Origin of the sequence: Streptomyces sp. A5-4 (assembly GCF_051131715.1) — a bacterium.
In the GTDB taxonomy this organism is placed as follows: domain Bacteria; phylum Actinomycetota; class Actinomycetes; order Streptomycetales; family Streptomycetaceae; genus Streptomyces.
On record NZ_CP178591.1, the window covers coordinates 8,280,193 to 8,293,364 of the forward strand.

General features: G+C 72.3%; 13 protein-coding genes. 10 read left to right on the forward strand and 3 right to left on the reverse strand.

All coding sequences use genetic code 11. The annotated features are described in order from the left end of the window. The first annotated feature begins 42 nt into the window (after positions 1 to 42). From ACLLJJ_RS38710 to ACLLJJ_RS38725, 4 genes are all read left to right on the forward strand, one after another. A complete protein-coding gene (locus ACLLJJ_RS38710) occupies positions 43 to 1,272 on the forward strand; it encodes a DUF6777 domain-containing protein (protein ID WP_434599420.1) in 1,230 nt (409 codons plus the stop codon). Positions 1,273 to 1,311: 39 nt separating this feature from the next. Continuing rightward, positions 1,312 to 3,390 (forward strand): SpoIIE family protein phosphatase, encoded by a 2,079-nt coding sequence (locus ACLLJJ_RS38715; protein ID WP_434599421.1) that lies wholly within the window; start codon positions 1,312 to 1,314, stop codon positions 3,388 to 3,390. 114 nt (positions 3,391 to 3,504) lie between these two features. Continuing rightward, on the forward strand, positions 3,505 to 4,851 hold the full coding sequence (locus ACLLJJ_RS38720) for a wax ester/triacylglycerol synthase family O-acyltransferase (protein WP_434599423.1): 1,347 nt from the start codon (positions 3,505 to 3,507) through the stop codon (positions 4,849 to 4,851). A 14-nt stretch (positions 4,852 to 4,865) separates the two neighbouring features. Next, the gene (locus ACLLJJ_RS38725) at positions 4,866 to 5,726 is read left to right on the forward strand and encodes an Fpg/Nei family DNA glycosylase (RefSeq protein ID WP_434599424.1); all 861 of its coding nucleotides are present in this window, start codon (positions 4,866 to 4,868) and stop codon (positions 5,724 to 5,726) included. A 131-nt stretch (positions 5,727 to 5,857) separates the two neighbouring features. On the opposite strand, the gene ACLLJJ_RS38730 is transcribed toward ACLLJJ_RS38725, so the two are convergent. Further along, the gene (locus ACLLJJ_RS38730; RefSeq protein WP_434599426.1) at positions 5,858 to 6,550 is read right to left on the reverse strand and encodes a zf-HC2 domain-containing protein; all 693 of its coding nucleotides are present in this window, start codon (positions 6,548 to 6,550) and stop codon (positions 5,858 to 5,860) included. Between the two features lie 192 nt (positions 6,551 to 6,742). Between ACLLJJ_RS38730 and ACLLJJ_RS38735 the strand changes: the two genes are divergently transcribed. The 6 genes from ACLLJJ_RS38735 to ACLLJJ_RS38760 all read left to right on the forward strand — a co-directional run bounded on the left by ACLLJJ_RS38735 (position 6,743) and on the right by ACLLJJ_RS38760 (position 11,956). Continuing rightward, positions 6,743 to 6,955, forward strand: coding sequence for a zf-HC2 domain-containing protein (locus tag ACLLJJ_RS38735; protein ID WP_434599428.1), 213 nt, complete (start codon positions 6,743 to 6,745; stop codon positions 6,953 to 6,955). Between the two features lie 20 nt (positions 6,956 to 6,975). Continuing rightward, positions 6,976 to 7,767: a LytR/AlgR family response regulator transcription factor gene (locus tag ACLLJJ_RS38740; RefSeq protein ID WP_434599429.1), complete on the forward strand. Its 792-nt coding sequence runs from the start codon at positions 6,976 to 6,978 to the stop codon at positions 7,765 to 7,767. 302 nt (positions 7,768 to 8,069) lie between these two features. Further along, entirely contained in the window at positions 8,070 to 8,354 is a 285-nt protein-coding gene (locus ACLLJJ_RS38745) for a hypothetical protein (RefSeq protein WP_434599430.1), read from the forward strand. Between the two features lie 232 nt (positions 8,355 to 8,586). Further along, on the forward strand, positions 8,587 to 8,970 hold the full coding sequence (locus ACLLJJ_RS38750; RefSeq protein WP_434599431.1) for a hypothetical protein: 384 nt from the start codon (positions 8,587 to 8,589) through the stop codon (positions 8,968 to 8,970). A 5-nt stretch (positions 8,971 to 8,975) separates the two neighbouring features. Continuing rightward, a complete protein-coding gene (locus ACLLJJ_RS38755) occupies positions 8,976 to 10,721 on the forward strand; it encodes a cation acetate symporter (protein WP_434599432.1) in 1,746 nt (581 codons plus the stop codon). Next, positions 10,718 to 11,956 carry a histidine kinase gene (locus tag ACLLJJ_RS38760; protein ID WP_434599433.1) on the forward strand — a complete coding sequence of 413 codons (1,239 nt, stop codon included), beginning with the start codon at positions 10,718 to 10,720 and terminating at the stop codon, positions 11,954 to 11,956. The genes ACLLJJ_RS38755 and ACLLJJ_RS38760 overlap by 4 nt, the downstream gene beginning before the upstream one ends. Here the strand turns inward: ACLLJJ_RS38760 and ACLLJJ_RS38765 are convergent. Together ACLLJJ_RS38765 and ACLLJJ_RS38770 are read right to left on the reverse strand one after the other, a co-directional pair. Continuing rightward, complete coding sequence (locus ACLLJJ_RS38765; RefSeq protein WP_434599434.1) at positions 11,932 to 12,477, reverse strand: hypothetical protein; 546 nt, start codon at positions 12,475 to 12,477, stop codon at positions 11,932 to 11,934. The genes ACLLJJ_RS38760 and ACLLJJ_RS38765 overlap by 25 nt on opposite strands. 147 nt (positions 12,478 to 12,624) lie before the next feature. Further along, positions 12,625 to 13,167 carry a sigma-70 family RNA polymerase sigma factor gene (locus tag ACLLJJ_RS38770; protein WP_434599436.1) on the reverse strand — a complete coding sequence of 181 codons (543 nt, stop codon included), beginning with the start codon at positions 13,165 to 13,167 and terminating at the stop codon, positions 12,625 to 12,627. Positions 13,168 to 13,172: the final 5 nt, after the last annotated feature.

The window sequence follows — 13,172 nt, forward strand, 5'->3', positions numbered from 1 at the left end:
GACCTCCACCGACACCTCGGGGTGAACAGGCGGGAGACCCTTGTGCGCTCATCCACGCGTCGGTACGCGCTGGCCGCGGCGGCCATCGGCGTCGGACTCGTCGCCGCGGGCTGCGGTGACAGCGGCGGCAAGGACGCCACCGCGTCGCAGGACGTCCTCCTCCAGCCGGTAGCGGCCCAGGGCCCCGACCCGTTCACCGCGTCGACGGCCAAGAGCACCGCGGCGCTCCCCTCGGACGCGACCAGGAGCCCGAGCGTCACCGGCAGCCCGTCCGCCACGACACAGGACGCGCGAAGCGTCTCCGGCGCCGAGCCGGGTCTGTACGGCGGTACGCGCTCCGTCGCCAGCTGCGATGTCGACCAGCAGCTGCGCTTCCTCACCGCGGACCGGGCCAAGGGCCGGGCCTTCGCCCGGGTGAGCGGCATCGACCAGGGCGCCATCGCCGGTTATCTGCGCGGCCTCACCCCGGTGCTCCTGCGCGCCGACTCACGTGTGACGAACCATGGCTACCGCGACGGCTCCGCCACCGGCTTCCAGTCCGTACTCCAGGCGGGCACCGCCGTCCTCGTCGACGGCCACGGCGCCCCGCGCGTCCGGTGCGCCTGTGGCAACCCGCTGCTGCCGCCGACGATCGCCGAGGGAACGGTCGCGCACCGGGGGCAGCCGTGGTCCGGCTACCGGCCCAGCCAGGTCGTGGTCATCAGGCCCGTGACGCAGGTGATCACCAATCTGGTCATCGTGAACATCGTCAACAACACCTGGATCGAGCGGAAGACGGGCGACGACGGCCACCGGGACAGGACGCCCGACGTCACGCCCCGGCCGCTCGTTCCCGACCCGGGTACCACGAGCCCCGACCCGGACGGCACCGAAACCGAGTCCGGCTCGGCGACGGCGACGGAATCCGGGTCCGACCCCGCGACGGAGTCCGAGTCCGAGTCCGACCCGGCGGCGGAGTCCGAGTCGGATAGCGCAGAGGAGTCGAGTGCGGACCCCGGTACCGACACCAGCCCCGGTACCGACACCAGCCCCGGTACCGACACCAGCCCCGGTACCGACACCAGCCCCGGTACCGACACCAGCCCCGGTACCGACACCAGCCCCGGTACCGACACCAGCAGCAGCGCCCCGGTCTCCTCGCCCTGCCCGTCCCTCACCGCTCTCGCACCGGGACGCCCCACGACGGCAGTCCCGTCGGTCGTCCCGCCAGGCTGTCCCACCCCGACGCCGCCCTCCCCGAACTCGTCCGCACCCCCCGTCGATCAGCCCTGACCGGTCGAGGAATGAGACGAATGGTGGCAGAGTGGCGGCATGGCTGATCGGGGAGTGAGTGCCCTGTCGCTTCCGGACGACTGGCCGGCCCACCCGGACCTGAGCCTTTCCCTCAACCGCATGGGCAGCTTCGACTGGGACCTCGGCAGCGGGCTGATGCACATGGATCAGGCCGCGCTCGATGTCTTCGAGCTGGCCCGGGACGAGTACCTGGGCCGCCCGGAGGAGCTTGCCGCGCGGGTGCCGACCGCCGAGGCCACCCGGTTGGACGCCATGGTCTCCGAGGCCCTCAAGAACGGCAGCACCACCTACGGCGCGTACTTCCGTATCCGCTGCCGGGACGGCTCACTGCGCTGGACCCACACCCAGGGCTTCGTACGACGCGACAGCAGCGGCAGACCGCACCGCATCATCGGCATCGTCCGCGACGCCACCCAGGAACTCTCCGACGCGACCGCCCGGCTCGAACGGGACGACGCGCGGCGGCGCAGGACCAGCGTCGTCGAGAGCACCACGGCGGCGCTGGCGCACGCGCGGACCGTGCAGGACGTCATCGACGTACTCAACGACTCCCACGGGCTGGAGAACCTCGGCGCCACCAGCCTGGTGATGGGCCTGGTCGAGTCCGGCCGCATCCACCTCGTCGCGGAGGGCCCCGAGGACTCCTTCGTGCCGGGCACCCGCTACACCCGGATCGACGAGCAGTACCCGATGAGCGAGGTGGTCCGCACCCTCGCGCCGCGCTTCATCGAATCGCGCGAGGACTTCGCCGGCTCCTATCCGCGACTGTGGCCGCACATCAGCCGCCTCGGCATCACCTCCGCCGCCTATCTGCCGCTGATCGCCCAGGCCCGTCCCATCGGCGCGCTCGGCCTGCTCTACAGCGACCGGGTCGGGTTCACCGCCGACGAACGCAATGTGCTGATCGCCCTCGGCAGCAGCATCGCGCAGAGCCTGCAACGGGCGATGCTCTACGAGCAGGACAAGGACCTCGCGCAGGGCCTCCAGCAGGCCATGCTGCCGCGCCGGATACCCGCCGTCCCCGGGGCGCAGATAGCGGTCCGCTACCGGTCGGCCCGCCTCGGCCGCGACATAGGCGGCGACTGGTACGACGTGATCCTGCTGCCTGGCGGCCGGGTCGGCGCGGTCATCGGCGACGTGCAGGGCCACGACACCCACGCCGCCGCCGTCATGGGGCAGCTGCGCATCGTGCTGCGCGCGTACGCCGCCGAGGGCCACAGCCCCGCCACCGTCATGGCCCGCGCCTCCGGGTTCCTCCACGAGCTGGACACCGAGCGCTTCGCCACCTGCACCTACGCCGAGGCGGACCTGACCACTGGAGTGATCCAGCTGGTCCGGGCCGGGCACATCGACCCGATGGTGCGCCACACCGACGGCTCCTGCCGCCGGGTGTCCGTCGAGGGCGGCCTGCCGCTGGGGCTCTCCGTGGAGTTCGGGCGGCTCGACTACCCGGTCACCACCATCGAGCTGGACCCCGGGCAGACCCTGCTGCTGTGCACCGACGGTCTGGTGGAGCAGCCGGGCGCCGACCTCGACGACGGCATGCAGATGCTGGCCGCGCTGGTCCGTACCGGCCCCAGCGACCTGCAACAGCTCGCCGACCGGCTGTGCGAGGTGGTCGACGAGCGGGGCGGCGAGGACGACGTGGCGCTGCTGCTCCTGCGCCGCCGAGGGGTGGACGTACCGCAGGGCGGCGGGCGCCTTCAGCAGCATGTGGCGCAGAACGACCCGGAGGCGCTGAGTTCGGCGCGGCACATGATCCGCGCGGCGGTACGGGCCTGGGGCGCCCAGGACCGTGCGGACGAGATCGAACTGGCCGCCGACGAGCTGATGACCAACGCGCTGATGCACACCGACGGCGGGGCGGTCGTCACCGCCCGGGTGCTGACCGGTGACCGCCGGCGGCTGCGCGTCGAGGTGGAGGACACCTCCAGTGCGCTGCCGCGGCGCCGGGAGGCGGGGGAGTCCGGGGTCTCGGGGCGCGGACTGATGCTGGTGGACCTGCTGGCGGTCGGCTGGGGCGTGGAGTCGCGGGGCAGCGGCAAGTGTGTGTGGTGCGAATTCGACATCCCTGACCGGTTTGACCGGCGGGCCTGATCGTACCGGACAGTAACTGTCCGTCATGTGAACGCACTTGACCGTAACCAACTGCTCGGGATTGACTGCGCTCTTCCCTTGCACCTCCACCGCCTTCCATGACGTGAGGGTTTCTTGAGCACTGAGCTTCTGGCACCTCTTGATCTGGCGTTCTGGCACCTCGAATCATCCGAACACCCCATGCACCTCGGCGCGCTCGCCCTGTTCGACGGCGGCGACCCGGCCGACACGGACCCGACCGCGATCGCGGAACTGCTCGCCCAGCGGGCCGCCGCGATCCCGCGGCTGCGCATGCGTGTGCGTGACGTCTGGCTGCCCGTGGGCGGCGCGGCCTGGGTCGCCGCCAAGGACTTCGACGTGCGCCGTCATGTCCAACAGGTCCGGCTGCCCGAGGACGGCTTCGCCTGGCACGCCGTCCACCACGCCGGGGAACTGATGGAGCGCCCGCTCGAACGCGGCCTGCCGCCCTGGAAGATGTACGTCCTGACCGGCGCTCCCGGCGGTTCCTTCGCCATCCTGGTGAAGCTCCACCACGCCCTGGCCGACGGCATGCGCGCCGTCGCCATCGGCGCGGGCATCTTCGACCAGATCGCCGGCGCCCGTGAGGCCGGCAGCGGGCGGGAGCGCGGCGTGCCGCCCCGGTCCTGGCTGCCCGGTCCCCGGCAGGCCGTCGGCTTCGCCCGCGACCGCATCGAGGAGCTGAGCCGGGCCGTCGGCATCGGCGCGTCCGTGATGCGGGCCGGACGCATCGACCTGTGGGGCGCCAGCGCCTTCGCCGCGGGCTCCAGCGGCACGCGGCGGCTGGGCACCGCCGTGCTCGACCAGGGCGACGTACTGAAGGTCCGCCGGGTGGCCGGCGGCACCGCCAACGACGTGCTGCTCGCCGTCGTCGCCGGCGCGCTGCGCCGCTGGATGCTGGAACGCGGCGAACCGCTGCCCGGCGCGGCCCCGCGCGCCTTGGTGCCGGTTTCCCGGCGCCGCCCCGGCACCCCCGCGAGCTCCGGCAACAAGCTCTCCGCGTACCTCCTGGGCCTGCCCGTGTCCGAACCCGACCCCTGGGCGCGGCTCACGGCGGTCCGCGCGGCCATGGACCGCAACAAGGCCGACGGGCCAGGACGCGGCGCCGGCGCGGTCGCCGTACTGGCCGACCAGCTGCCCCCGCTCGCCCACCGGTTCGGCGCCCCGCTCGCGGGCAACGCGGCCCGGATGCTCTTCGACGTCCTGGTCACCAGCGTGCCGCTGCCCCGCTCCACGCTCTCGCTGGGCGGCTGCCCGCTGCGCGAGATCTACCCGATGGCGCCGCTGGCCCGTGGCCAGGCCCTGGCCGTGGCGATGTCGACGTACGGCGGACAGGTCCATGTCGGCCTCGTCGCCGACGGCAAGGCCGTGCCCGACCTGGACCGGCTGGCCCGGGGCATGTCCGAGGAGCTGGCCGAGCTGCTGCGGGCGGCCACGGCCTGAGGCACGCTGGAGGTATGCCTGAGGTGCCGGAGGTCGAAGCGCTGCGAGAGTTCCTCGACGGACAGCTGGTCCGCCGGGAGATCGCCCGGGTGTTCCCCGTCGCGATCAACGTCCTCAAGACGTACGACCCGCCGCCGTCCGCGCTTGAAGGCGCCACCGTCACCGCCGTGGACCGGCACGGCAAATTCCTGGACATCACCGCCGGCGACCTGCACCTGGTCACCCACTTGGCCCGCGCGGGCTGGCTGCGCTGGAAGGACACCCTGCCGGACGAACCGCCGCGCCCCGGCAAGGGCCCACTCGCGCTGCGCGTCGCCCTGGACGGCGGCGGGGGCTTCGACCTCACCGAGGCGGGCACGAAGAAAGGCCTCGCGGTGTACGTCGTGCGGGACCCGGCCGAGGTGCCCGGCATCGCACGACTGGGCCCCGACCCGCTCGCCGAGGGCTTCGGACGCGAGGAGTTCGCGGCGCTGCTCGCCGGGGAGCGCCGGCAGATCAAGGGCGCGCTGCGCGACCAGAGCCTGATCGCGGGGATCGGCAACGCGTACAGCGACGAGATCCTGCACGCCGCGAAGATGTCACCGTTCAAACCGACCGCGCACCTCACCGAGGCCGAGACCACAGAGCTGTACGAAGCGTTGCGCACCACTCTGGAGGAGGCCGTCGAGCGCTCGCACGGGGTCGCCGCGGGCCGGTTGAAGGCGGAGAAGAAGAGCGGGCTGAGGGTGCACGGCCGGGCCGGTGAAGCCTGTCCGGTCTGCGGCGACACGATCCTGGAGGTGTCCTTCAGCGATTCCGCGCTGCAGTACTGCCCCACGTGCCAGACCGGCGGAAAGCCGCTCGCGGACCGGCGAATGTCCCGACTGCTCAAGTAGGCCGAACTCAAGCAGGCCGGACCCCGTCTGGCGGCTGTACTCGTTCGGGCCGGGCTCGTCGGGCCCCAGGACCGAGCAGGCCGGGCACGGGGCCGCGCCACGCCTTGGCCGGGCGGCCCCCGCGCCTCGCGCTAGGCCTTGATGGTGACCAGCCGCTTCCCGTCCAGTGTGCGGACCTCGAAGCGGTCGATCTCGTTCCCGCTCAGGGCCGCCCCACCCTCCGTGCGCAGCGGCTGCTCGTGCCCGGCCACCCCCGGTATGCCGTAGCCCCCCGCGGGCACCGCCCAGGTGGTCACCGTCTGCTCCCCGCCGTCCTTGCCCACGGCGATCAACTCGCAGGCCAACGGCCCCTGGACAGTGGCGAGTTCGAGGCCGACCCCCGATCCCCAGGCGCGTTCCCGCAGCGCGACGGTCGCCGAGACCCCGGTGGCGGGGTCGGTGGCGGCCAGCTGACGCACCGCGCCACCCCCGTCACCGCCCTGCAACTGCGGCCCGAGCACTGCCGCGGGACCACCGATGATCAGCGCCGCGGCTGCCGCGACCAGCCGGAAACGGCGTCTGCCACTGTGCCGACGCGCCACCTCGACCCGGTCGAGCAGCCGGTCGAGCAGCTCCGGCACCGGCGGCTGGGGCAGAAGTGCGTCGGGACCCCCGCCGGGGTGGGCGAAGGTGGCCAGCATCGGTTCGAGTCCGGCGAATTCGCTGAGCCGCACGGCACACGTGGGACAGTCGGACAGATGTTCCTCGAAGCGGAACGTATCTGCTGGATCCAGGACGCCGAGCGCGTACGCGCCGACGTCCCGATGCCGCTGCTTCGGACTCATGGGGCAATTCCTCGTGGGTCTCGCGCGATGCACGGGGCGTGATGGGCGGGTCGACATCAGGTACGGACTTGACCGGGATTCTGCTCAGGGCGGGCCGTAATCCCACCGGATTCCCCACAGTCCGGACGTCCTTGTGGGCGCGGGACGGGGCCCGCACACTGGTCGGGTGAGAGCCCGCGAGACGAACCCCGCATGACGGTGCCGTCGCCCTCGGGGGGCGCGCATGTGCGGCTGCAGCTGGGTGCGTACGTGCTGGACGCGTTGTCGCCGGGCGAGGACGCCGAGGTCGCGTTCCACCTCGGCCGGTGCGACGTGTGCCGCGCCGCCTACCTGGAAGTGGTCGACGCTCCCGCCCTGCTCGCACTGTTTTCCGAGGACGACCTGGACCCGGACCGCGAGGAATGACACCCCCTAAACTCCGGGGCATGTTGCGTGCACTGGCTGTCGACGACGAACGACCGGCGCTGGAGGAACTGCTCTACCTGCTGCGCGCCGACCCCCGGGTCCGTAGCGCGGAAGGGGCCACCGACGCCACCGCGACGCTGCGCCGGATCAACCGTGCGCTCGACGCGGGTCCGGACGGCGCGGACGCCATCGACGTCGTCTTCCTCGACATCCACATGGCCGGACTCACCGGGCTCGACGTCGCCCGGCTGCTCGCCGGGTTCGCCAGGCCGCCGCACATCGTGTTCGTCACCGCCCACGAGGGCTTCGCCGTGCAGGCCTTCGACCTCAAGGCCGTCGACTACGTGCTGAAGCCGGTCCGCAGGGAGCGTCTGGCCGAGGCGGTACGTCGTGTCTGCGACCAGGTCGAGGCGGCCTCCGCCGCCGCGCAGACACTCGCGCCCGCGCCCGCCGCCGCCCTCGCTCCGCAGACGGGTACCGCGGACCAGATCGCCGTGGAGCTGGGCGGAGTCACCCGGTTCGTCCCGATCGACGACATCGCGTACGTCGAGGCCCAGGGCGACTACGCCCGGCTGCACACGGGCGCGGGCAGCCACCTCGTCCGCATCCCGCTCTCCACGCTGGAGGAGCGCTGGGCCACCCGCGGGTTCGTCCGCATACACCGTCGCCATCTGGTCGCGCTGAGCCGGATCGACGAGCTGCGGCTGGACGCGGGCGCGACGACCGTACGGATCGGTGAGGCGGAACTCGCGGTCAGCCGCCGGCACGCCCGCGAACTCCGCGACCTGCTGATGCGGCAGGCGCGCGGCTGAACTCCGCTCCCTGGTGGCCTTGTGCCCCTGGGGTCCACGGGGCTGACGATGACACTGGCAGGGCTGTTGCCGTAGCGAGTCCAGGGCTGGGCGGGCCGTGGGTGCAAGTGGGCCGCCGCGCCCTGTCCGCCCGCTGCTGCCCCGGTCCCCGACCGCTGATCGTTCCCGGCGTGCCGTTCGCCGCCGTACAACCGCCGCCCGGCGACCGGCCCTTCGAACGGGCCGTGCCGCCATGCGCCGCCGCCTAGGCTCGGCCGGGTCCTCGATCGCGGCGGGGGACGCGCCCACCCGAAGGAGCCCGGATGTCCGAACTCGACGCACTGCTGGCGGAACTCCGCGGGCTGCCGCCGACCCGGCCGTCCGACGCGCACGACCTCGAAACGCTCCTGGCCAAGGTGAAGAGCGCGGCCGGCCGCTGGGCCGATGTGCTCTACGAGGTGCAGGATTCCGCCCGGAGCCTCGCGGGGCCGCGCACCTCGGCCGCCCTGGAGACCGCCTGCCGCCGCGCCGAGGAGTCGTACGTCGAGCTGGAATTCGCCCTCGCCGACTGCGGCGGCCAGCGAGGCCGCCGCTCCCAGGGCCGGTGACCCGGCCCCCGGCCGGCCCCACACACCGCCCGGCACGCATGCTCGCCGCGTCGCCCGGCGCACACACCCGCGTCACCCGCCCCCTCGCCGCGCCGCCACTTGGGCCCTGGCGACTCCGCTACGAGAGCCCTGGGCGCCGTGCGGTCCCACTCACCGGACGTCGCGCGGCGATCCGGCCGGGGTCCGGCCACAGGCCCTACCCACAGTAATCGTTGCTGCGTAGACTCCACCGGTGTCCGCTCAGCAGCCGCCCCGCCGCGAAGTCGTCACCGGAGTGCCCCGTGGCGCCCGGCGGCCCCCGGGGCACGCCCCGGCCCGGTCCGAGATCACCGAGCAGACCACACTGGGCGCCACCTACGTGCGCTCACTGATGCGCAGCCAGTTGCGGACCGCGCTGATCTCCCTCGGCGCCCTGGCGCTGCTCGTCGGCTCCTTGCCGCTGCTGTTCGCCCTCCCACAGGTCTTCGCCGACTCGGACCTCCCGTCACCCGCGCCCTTCGTGTGGGCCGTGCTCGGTGTCGCCGTCTATCCGGTCATGTGGCTGATCGCGTTCTGGCAGGTCCGGCGCGCCGAGCGCAACGAGCGTGCCTTCAGCAGGCTCGTTGAAGGGCGCTGACCTCCGTGAATCAGGCGTACGCGGTGGCGGCCGTCACCGTCGTCGTGCTCGCCACCGTCCTCATCGGCGCGCTCGGCCTGCGCATATCCCGTACCACCTCGGACTTCTACGTCGCTTCCCGCAGCGTCAAGCCGGGCCTCAACGCCGCCGCGATCAGCGGCGAGTACCTCTCCGCCGCCTCCTTCCTCGGCGTGGCGGGCCTGGTCCTTCTCCAGGGGCCGGAGATGCTCTGGTACCCGGTCGGCTACACCGCCGGGTACCTCGTCCTGCTGGTGCTGGTCGCCGCCCCGCTGCGGCGATCCGGGGCCTACACCCTTTCCGACTTCGCCGAGGCCCGGCTCGAATCCCCGCACGTCCGCAGGCTCGCGAGTCTCTTCGTCGTCGGCATCGGCTGGCTCTACCTGCTGCCGCAGCTGCAGGGCGCGGGCCTGACGCTGGAGATACTCACCGGCGCGCCCGACTGGGTCGGCGGCCTGGTCGTCGCGCTCGTGGTGACCGGGACGGTGGCGGCCGGCGGGATGCGCAGCATCACGTTCGTGCAGGCTTTCCAGTACTGGCTCAAGCTCACCGCACTGCTCGTTCCCGCGCTCTTCCTGGTCGTGGCCTGGCTGGGGGACGACGCGCCGCGTGCCCGGTTCGACGAGCCCGCGACCTTCCGGGAGCACACGGCCGTACGCATCGACGACACGGTACGGATCGACCTGGCGGAGCCGCTGCGGGTCACCGTGAGCGGCCTGGTCGACGACCGGCGCTACGAGAAGGAGCGGGTCGCCCTCGTCGCGGGCCCCCACCGCATCGGCGCCGGCACGACCCTCGGTTTCCCCGCCCACGCGCGGGTCCCCGAGAAGGCCACCACACCTGGCGTGGGCGCGTCGAGCTGGTCCCAGCCGCTGTCCAGCAGCCGGGAGGACCATCCGCTGTACGCGACGTACGGGCTGATCCTCGCCACCTTCCTCGGCACCATGGGGCTGCCGCACGTCGCCGTGCGCTTCTACACCAGCCCCAACGGCACCGCCGCCCGCCGCACCACCCTCGTGGTGCTCGGGCTGGTCGGCGCCTTCTACCTGCTGCCCCCCATCTACGGCGCGCTCGGGCGGATCTACGCCCCCGAGCTGTCCCTGACCGGGACGGCGGACGCCGCTGTCCTGGTGCTCCCCGCCCGGCTCGTCGGCGGCGTCGGCGGCGAACTGCTCGGCGCCCTGCTCGCGGGCGGGGCCTTCGCGGCCTTCCTGTCCACCGCGTCCGGGCTGACCATGTCGGTCGCCGGCGTACTGACCCAGGACGTACTGCCGTCCCGCGGGGTACGCCACTTCAGGCTGGCGACCGTCCTGGCCGTGGCGGTGCCGCTGGCGTTGAGCACCGTGACGAGCGACGTGCCGGTGGCCGACGCGGTCGGCCTCGCCTTCGCCGTCTCCGCGTCCTCCTTCTGCCCGCTGCTCGTGCTCGGCATCTGGTGGCGGGGCCTGACCCCGCCGGGCGCGGTGGCCGGGCTTGTCGTCGGCGGCGGGGCCGCCCTGACCGCGGTGATGGCGACCAGGGCCGGGCTGCCGGCGAGCGGCTGGGCGCACACCCTGCTGGCCTGGCCCGCCGTCTGGTCGGTGCCGCTCGGCTTCCTGACGATGGTGCTGGTGTCGCTGGCGACCCGCGACCGGATACCCGCGGGGACCGCCGCGATCCTGGCGCGGCTGCATCTGCCCGAGGATCTGATGGCGAAGGCCGACAGCGGCCGACCCGGGGGAGTTGAACGATGACCGGGATGGAACTGGCGGCGCCGGCCGCCGCGGGAGTCGTGATCCTCGCCGTGGGCATCGCCCTGGGCCGGGTCACCGCCCGGCGCGGGCGCAGCGAGGATCACGACCTCGGTACGCCCGTCGAGCGCGCCACCTTCCACACGCTGCACACCGCGTCGCTCGCCGCGCCGCCGCTGCGGGCCGGCCTCACCGAGGACACCGCCCGCAAGGCCGCCCGTCGGCTGCGTTCCCTGCTGGGCACCGAGGCGCTCTGCCTCACCGACCGGGAGGCCGTCCTGGCCTGGGACGGGCCGGGCGGGGACCACCACAGGGAAGCGGTGATGCGCCAGGTCGGGGAGGTGCTGGAGTCCGGGCGCAGCCGGAGCGTGCGGACCGGCTGCGAGGACCTCCAGTGCCCGCTGCGCTGGGTGGTGATCGCGCCGCTGACCGGTGAGGAGGGTGTGCTCGGCGCGCTGGTGGCGTACGGGTCACGGGAGTCCGCGGTCCTGGTCAGGGCCGCCACGGAGGTGGCCCGCTGGGTTTCGGTGCAGCTGGAGCTGGCGGAGCTGGACCGCTCACGCACCCGGCTCATCGAGGCGGAGATCCGCGCCCTGCGCGCCCAGATCTCGCCGCACTTTATCTTCAACTCGCTGGCTGCCATAGCCTCGTTCGTGCGTACCGACCCCGAGCGTGCCCGTGAACTGCTGCTGGAGTTCGCCGACTTCACCCGCTACTCCTTCCGCAGGCACGGCGACTTCACCACGCTCGCCGACGAACTGCGGTGCATCGAGCAGTACTTGGCGTTGGCGGGCGCCCGCTTCGGGGACCGGCTCGCGGTGACCCTGCAGGTCGCCCCGGAGGTCCTGCCGGTGGCGCTGCCCTTCCTGTGTCTCCAGCCGCTCGTGGAGAACGCGGTCAAGCACGGGCTGGAGGATTCCAGGGAGGCGTTCAAGGTGACCATCTCGGCCCAGGACGCGGGGGCCGAGGCGCTGGTCGTCATCGAGGACAACGGCGTCGGCATGGACCCGGACCTGTTGCGGAGGATTCTCGCGGGGGAGCACACCATGTCCTCCGGCATCGGCCTGTCCAACGTCGACGACCGGCTGCGCCAGGTGTACGGCGACGACTACGGCCTGGTCATCGAGACGGGTGTGGGCGCGGGCATGAAGATCACGTTGAGGTTCCCCAAGTACCGGGCGGGAGTGTATTCGTCGACGCCCGCCGGGCGTGATCAGAAGAGATGGATGGCGAGATGACCGAGCGGCAGCCCCAGCTGCCAGGCAGGTGTCCACACCTGTTCGCTCTCGTCCACGCCGAGGTCCTCCGCCTGGTGCCAGGGCGTCGCTCCGCCGAGGTCGGTGGCGAGTAACTCGGTGGTGCTGAGCCACTGCCAGGACGCCGGGGCCAGCTCCAGGTCCGGGTTGTGCGCGCTGAGTTCATCGGCGCGGGCCGTGCGCTCCGCGATCCGCTCCCGCACCCACTCCTCCCAAGGATGGCCGTAGGTGGTGAGGGACAGCCACTCGTCCAGGCCGGCCACGACCCGGATGCCGGACAGCTCGTCGGAGCTGTCGGACAGGTAGATGGTGAGCGCCAGCGTCTCCCGGCCGGCCCGGAACTCCAGCGTCCCGTGCGGAATCAGATTGCCGGTGCGGAGCACCTCGTCGGCGATGTACTCGGCGTACAGCCAAGCCATCGGTACCGCGAGCCTGCCTCCACTGGTGCCATTCGTACTTTCAGGCCGCACGGCTTCCCACCTTCTCCCTGTCCCAATCCGCATTTCGAGCCATCCTTGAGCCTTCACTCTCACAGACGCACAGCGGGGTCTCTTTGCTCAACTTGGCGCTCTGGTTTCGAATTCGGCGTGGTCTGCACGGGTGTTGGAGGGAAAACAGGGGGTCAGCGATGCAGTTGGGACGTGAGAGCCTCAGGCGGTATCCAGACCGTAGCCCGGCAGAACTTTCTTCAACGCGCGCAGAGCGTAGTACGTCCGCGACTTGACGGTCCCCGCCGGGATCCCCAGTGCTTCGGATGCCTCTGCCACGGACCGGCCCCGGAAGTAGACCTGGGTCAGCACCTCGCGGTACTCGCCCCGCAGTGCCTTGACGGCCTCCCGCACATCGAGAGCGGTGACCGAACGCTCCGTGTGGTCGTCGCAGCCGGGCACCGCGGACTGCTCCAGGACGTCCGCGGTGACCTCGTGGGGCCGGGCCCGCCGGGCCCGCCGGGCGTCGATCGCGAGCCTGCGGCCCACGGTGAACAGCCAGGGGCGCATCGAGTCGTGGTCGCTGGTCAACGCCTCGGGGTGCTGCCACGCCCGGACCAGGGTCTCCTGCAGCAGATCCTCCGCCCGCTGCCTGTCCCCGTAGGTGAGGCCGAGCAGGAAACCGTAGAGCGCCTTGCCGTGCTCACGCTGGAGATCGGCCAGCTCTCGTTCGTCGGTGTGCTGCTGGAGGAGGGAGGAAGTCACCGTAA

Bases quoted from the DNA above. Each gene is read 5' to 3' on its own strand.
- ACLLJJ_RS38715 (WP_434599421.1), top strand. From the start codon at position 1,312: ATGGCTGATCGGGGAGTGAGTGCCCTGTCGCTTCCGGACGACTGGCCG.
- ACLLJJ_RS38725 (WP_434599424.1), top strand. From the start codon at position 4,866: ATGCCTGAGGTGCCGGAGGTCGAAGCGCTGCGAGAGTTCCTCGACGGA.
- ACLLJJ_RS38730 (WP_434599426.1), bottom strand. From the start codon at position 6,550: ATGAGTCCGAAGCAGCGGCATCGGGACGTCGGCGCGTACGCGCTCGGC.
- ACLLJJ_RS38735 (WP_434599428.1), top strand. From the start codon at position 6,743: ATGACGGTGCCGTCGCCCTCGGGGGGCGCGCATGTGCGGCTGCAGCTG.
- ACLLJJ_RS38740 (WP_434599429.1), top strand. From the start codon at position 6,976: ATGTTGCGTGCACTGGCTGTCGACGACGAACGACCGGCGCTGGAGGAA.
- ACLLJJ_RS38745 (WP_434599430.1), top strand. From the start codon at position 8,070: ATGTCCGAACTCGACGCACTGCTGGCGGAACTCCGCGGGCTGCCGCCG.
- ACLLJJ_RS38760 (WP_434599433.1), top strand. From the start codon at position 10,718: ATGACCGGGATGGAACTGGCGGCGCCGGCCGCCGCGGGAGTCGTGATC.
- ACLLJJ_RS38765 (WP_434599434.1), bottom strand. From the start codon at position 12,477: ATGCGGATTGGGACAGGGAGAAGGTGGGAAGCCGTGCGGCCTGAAAGT.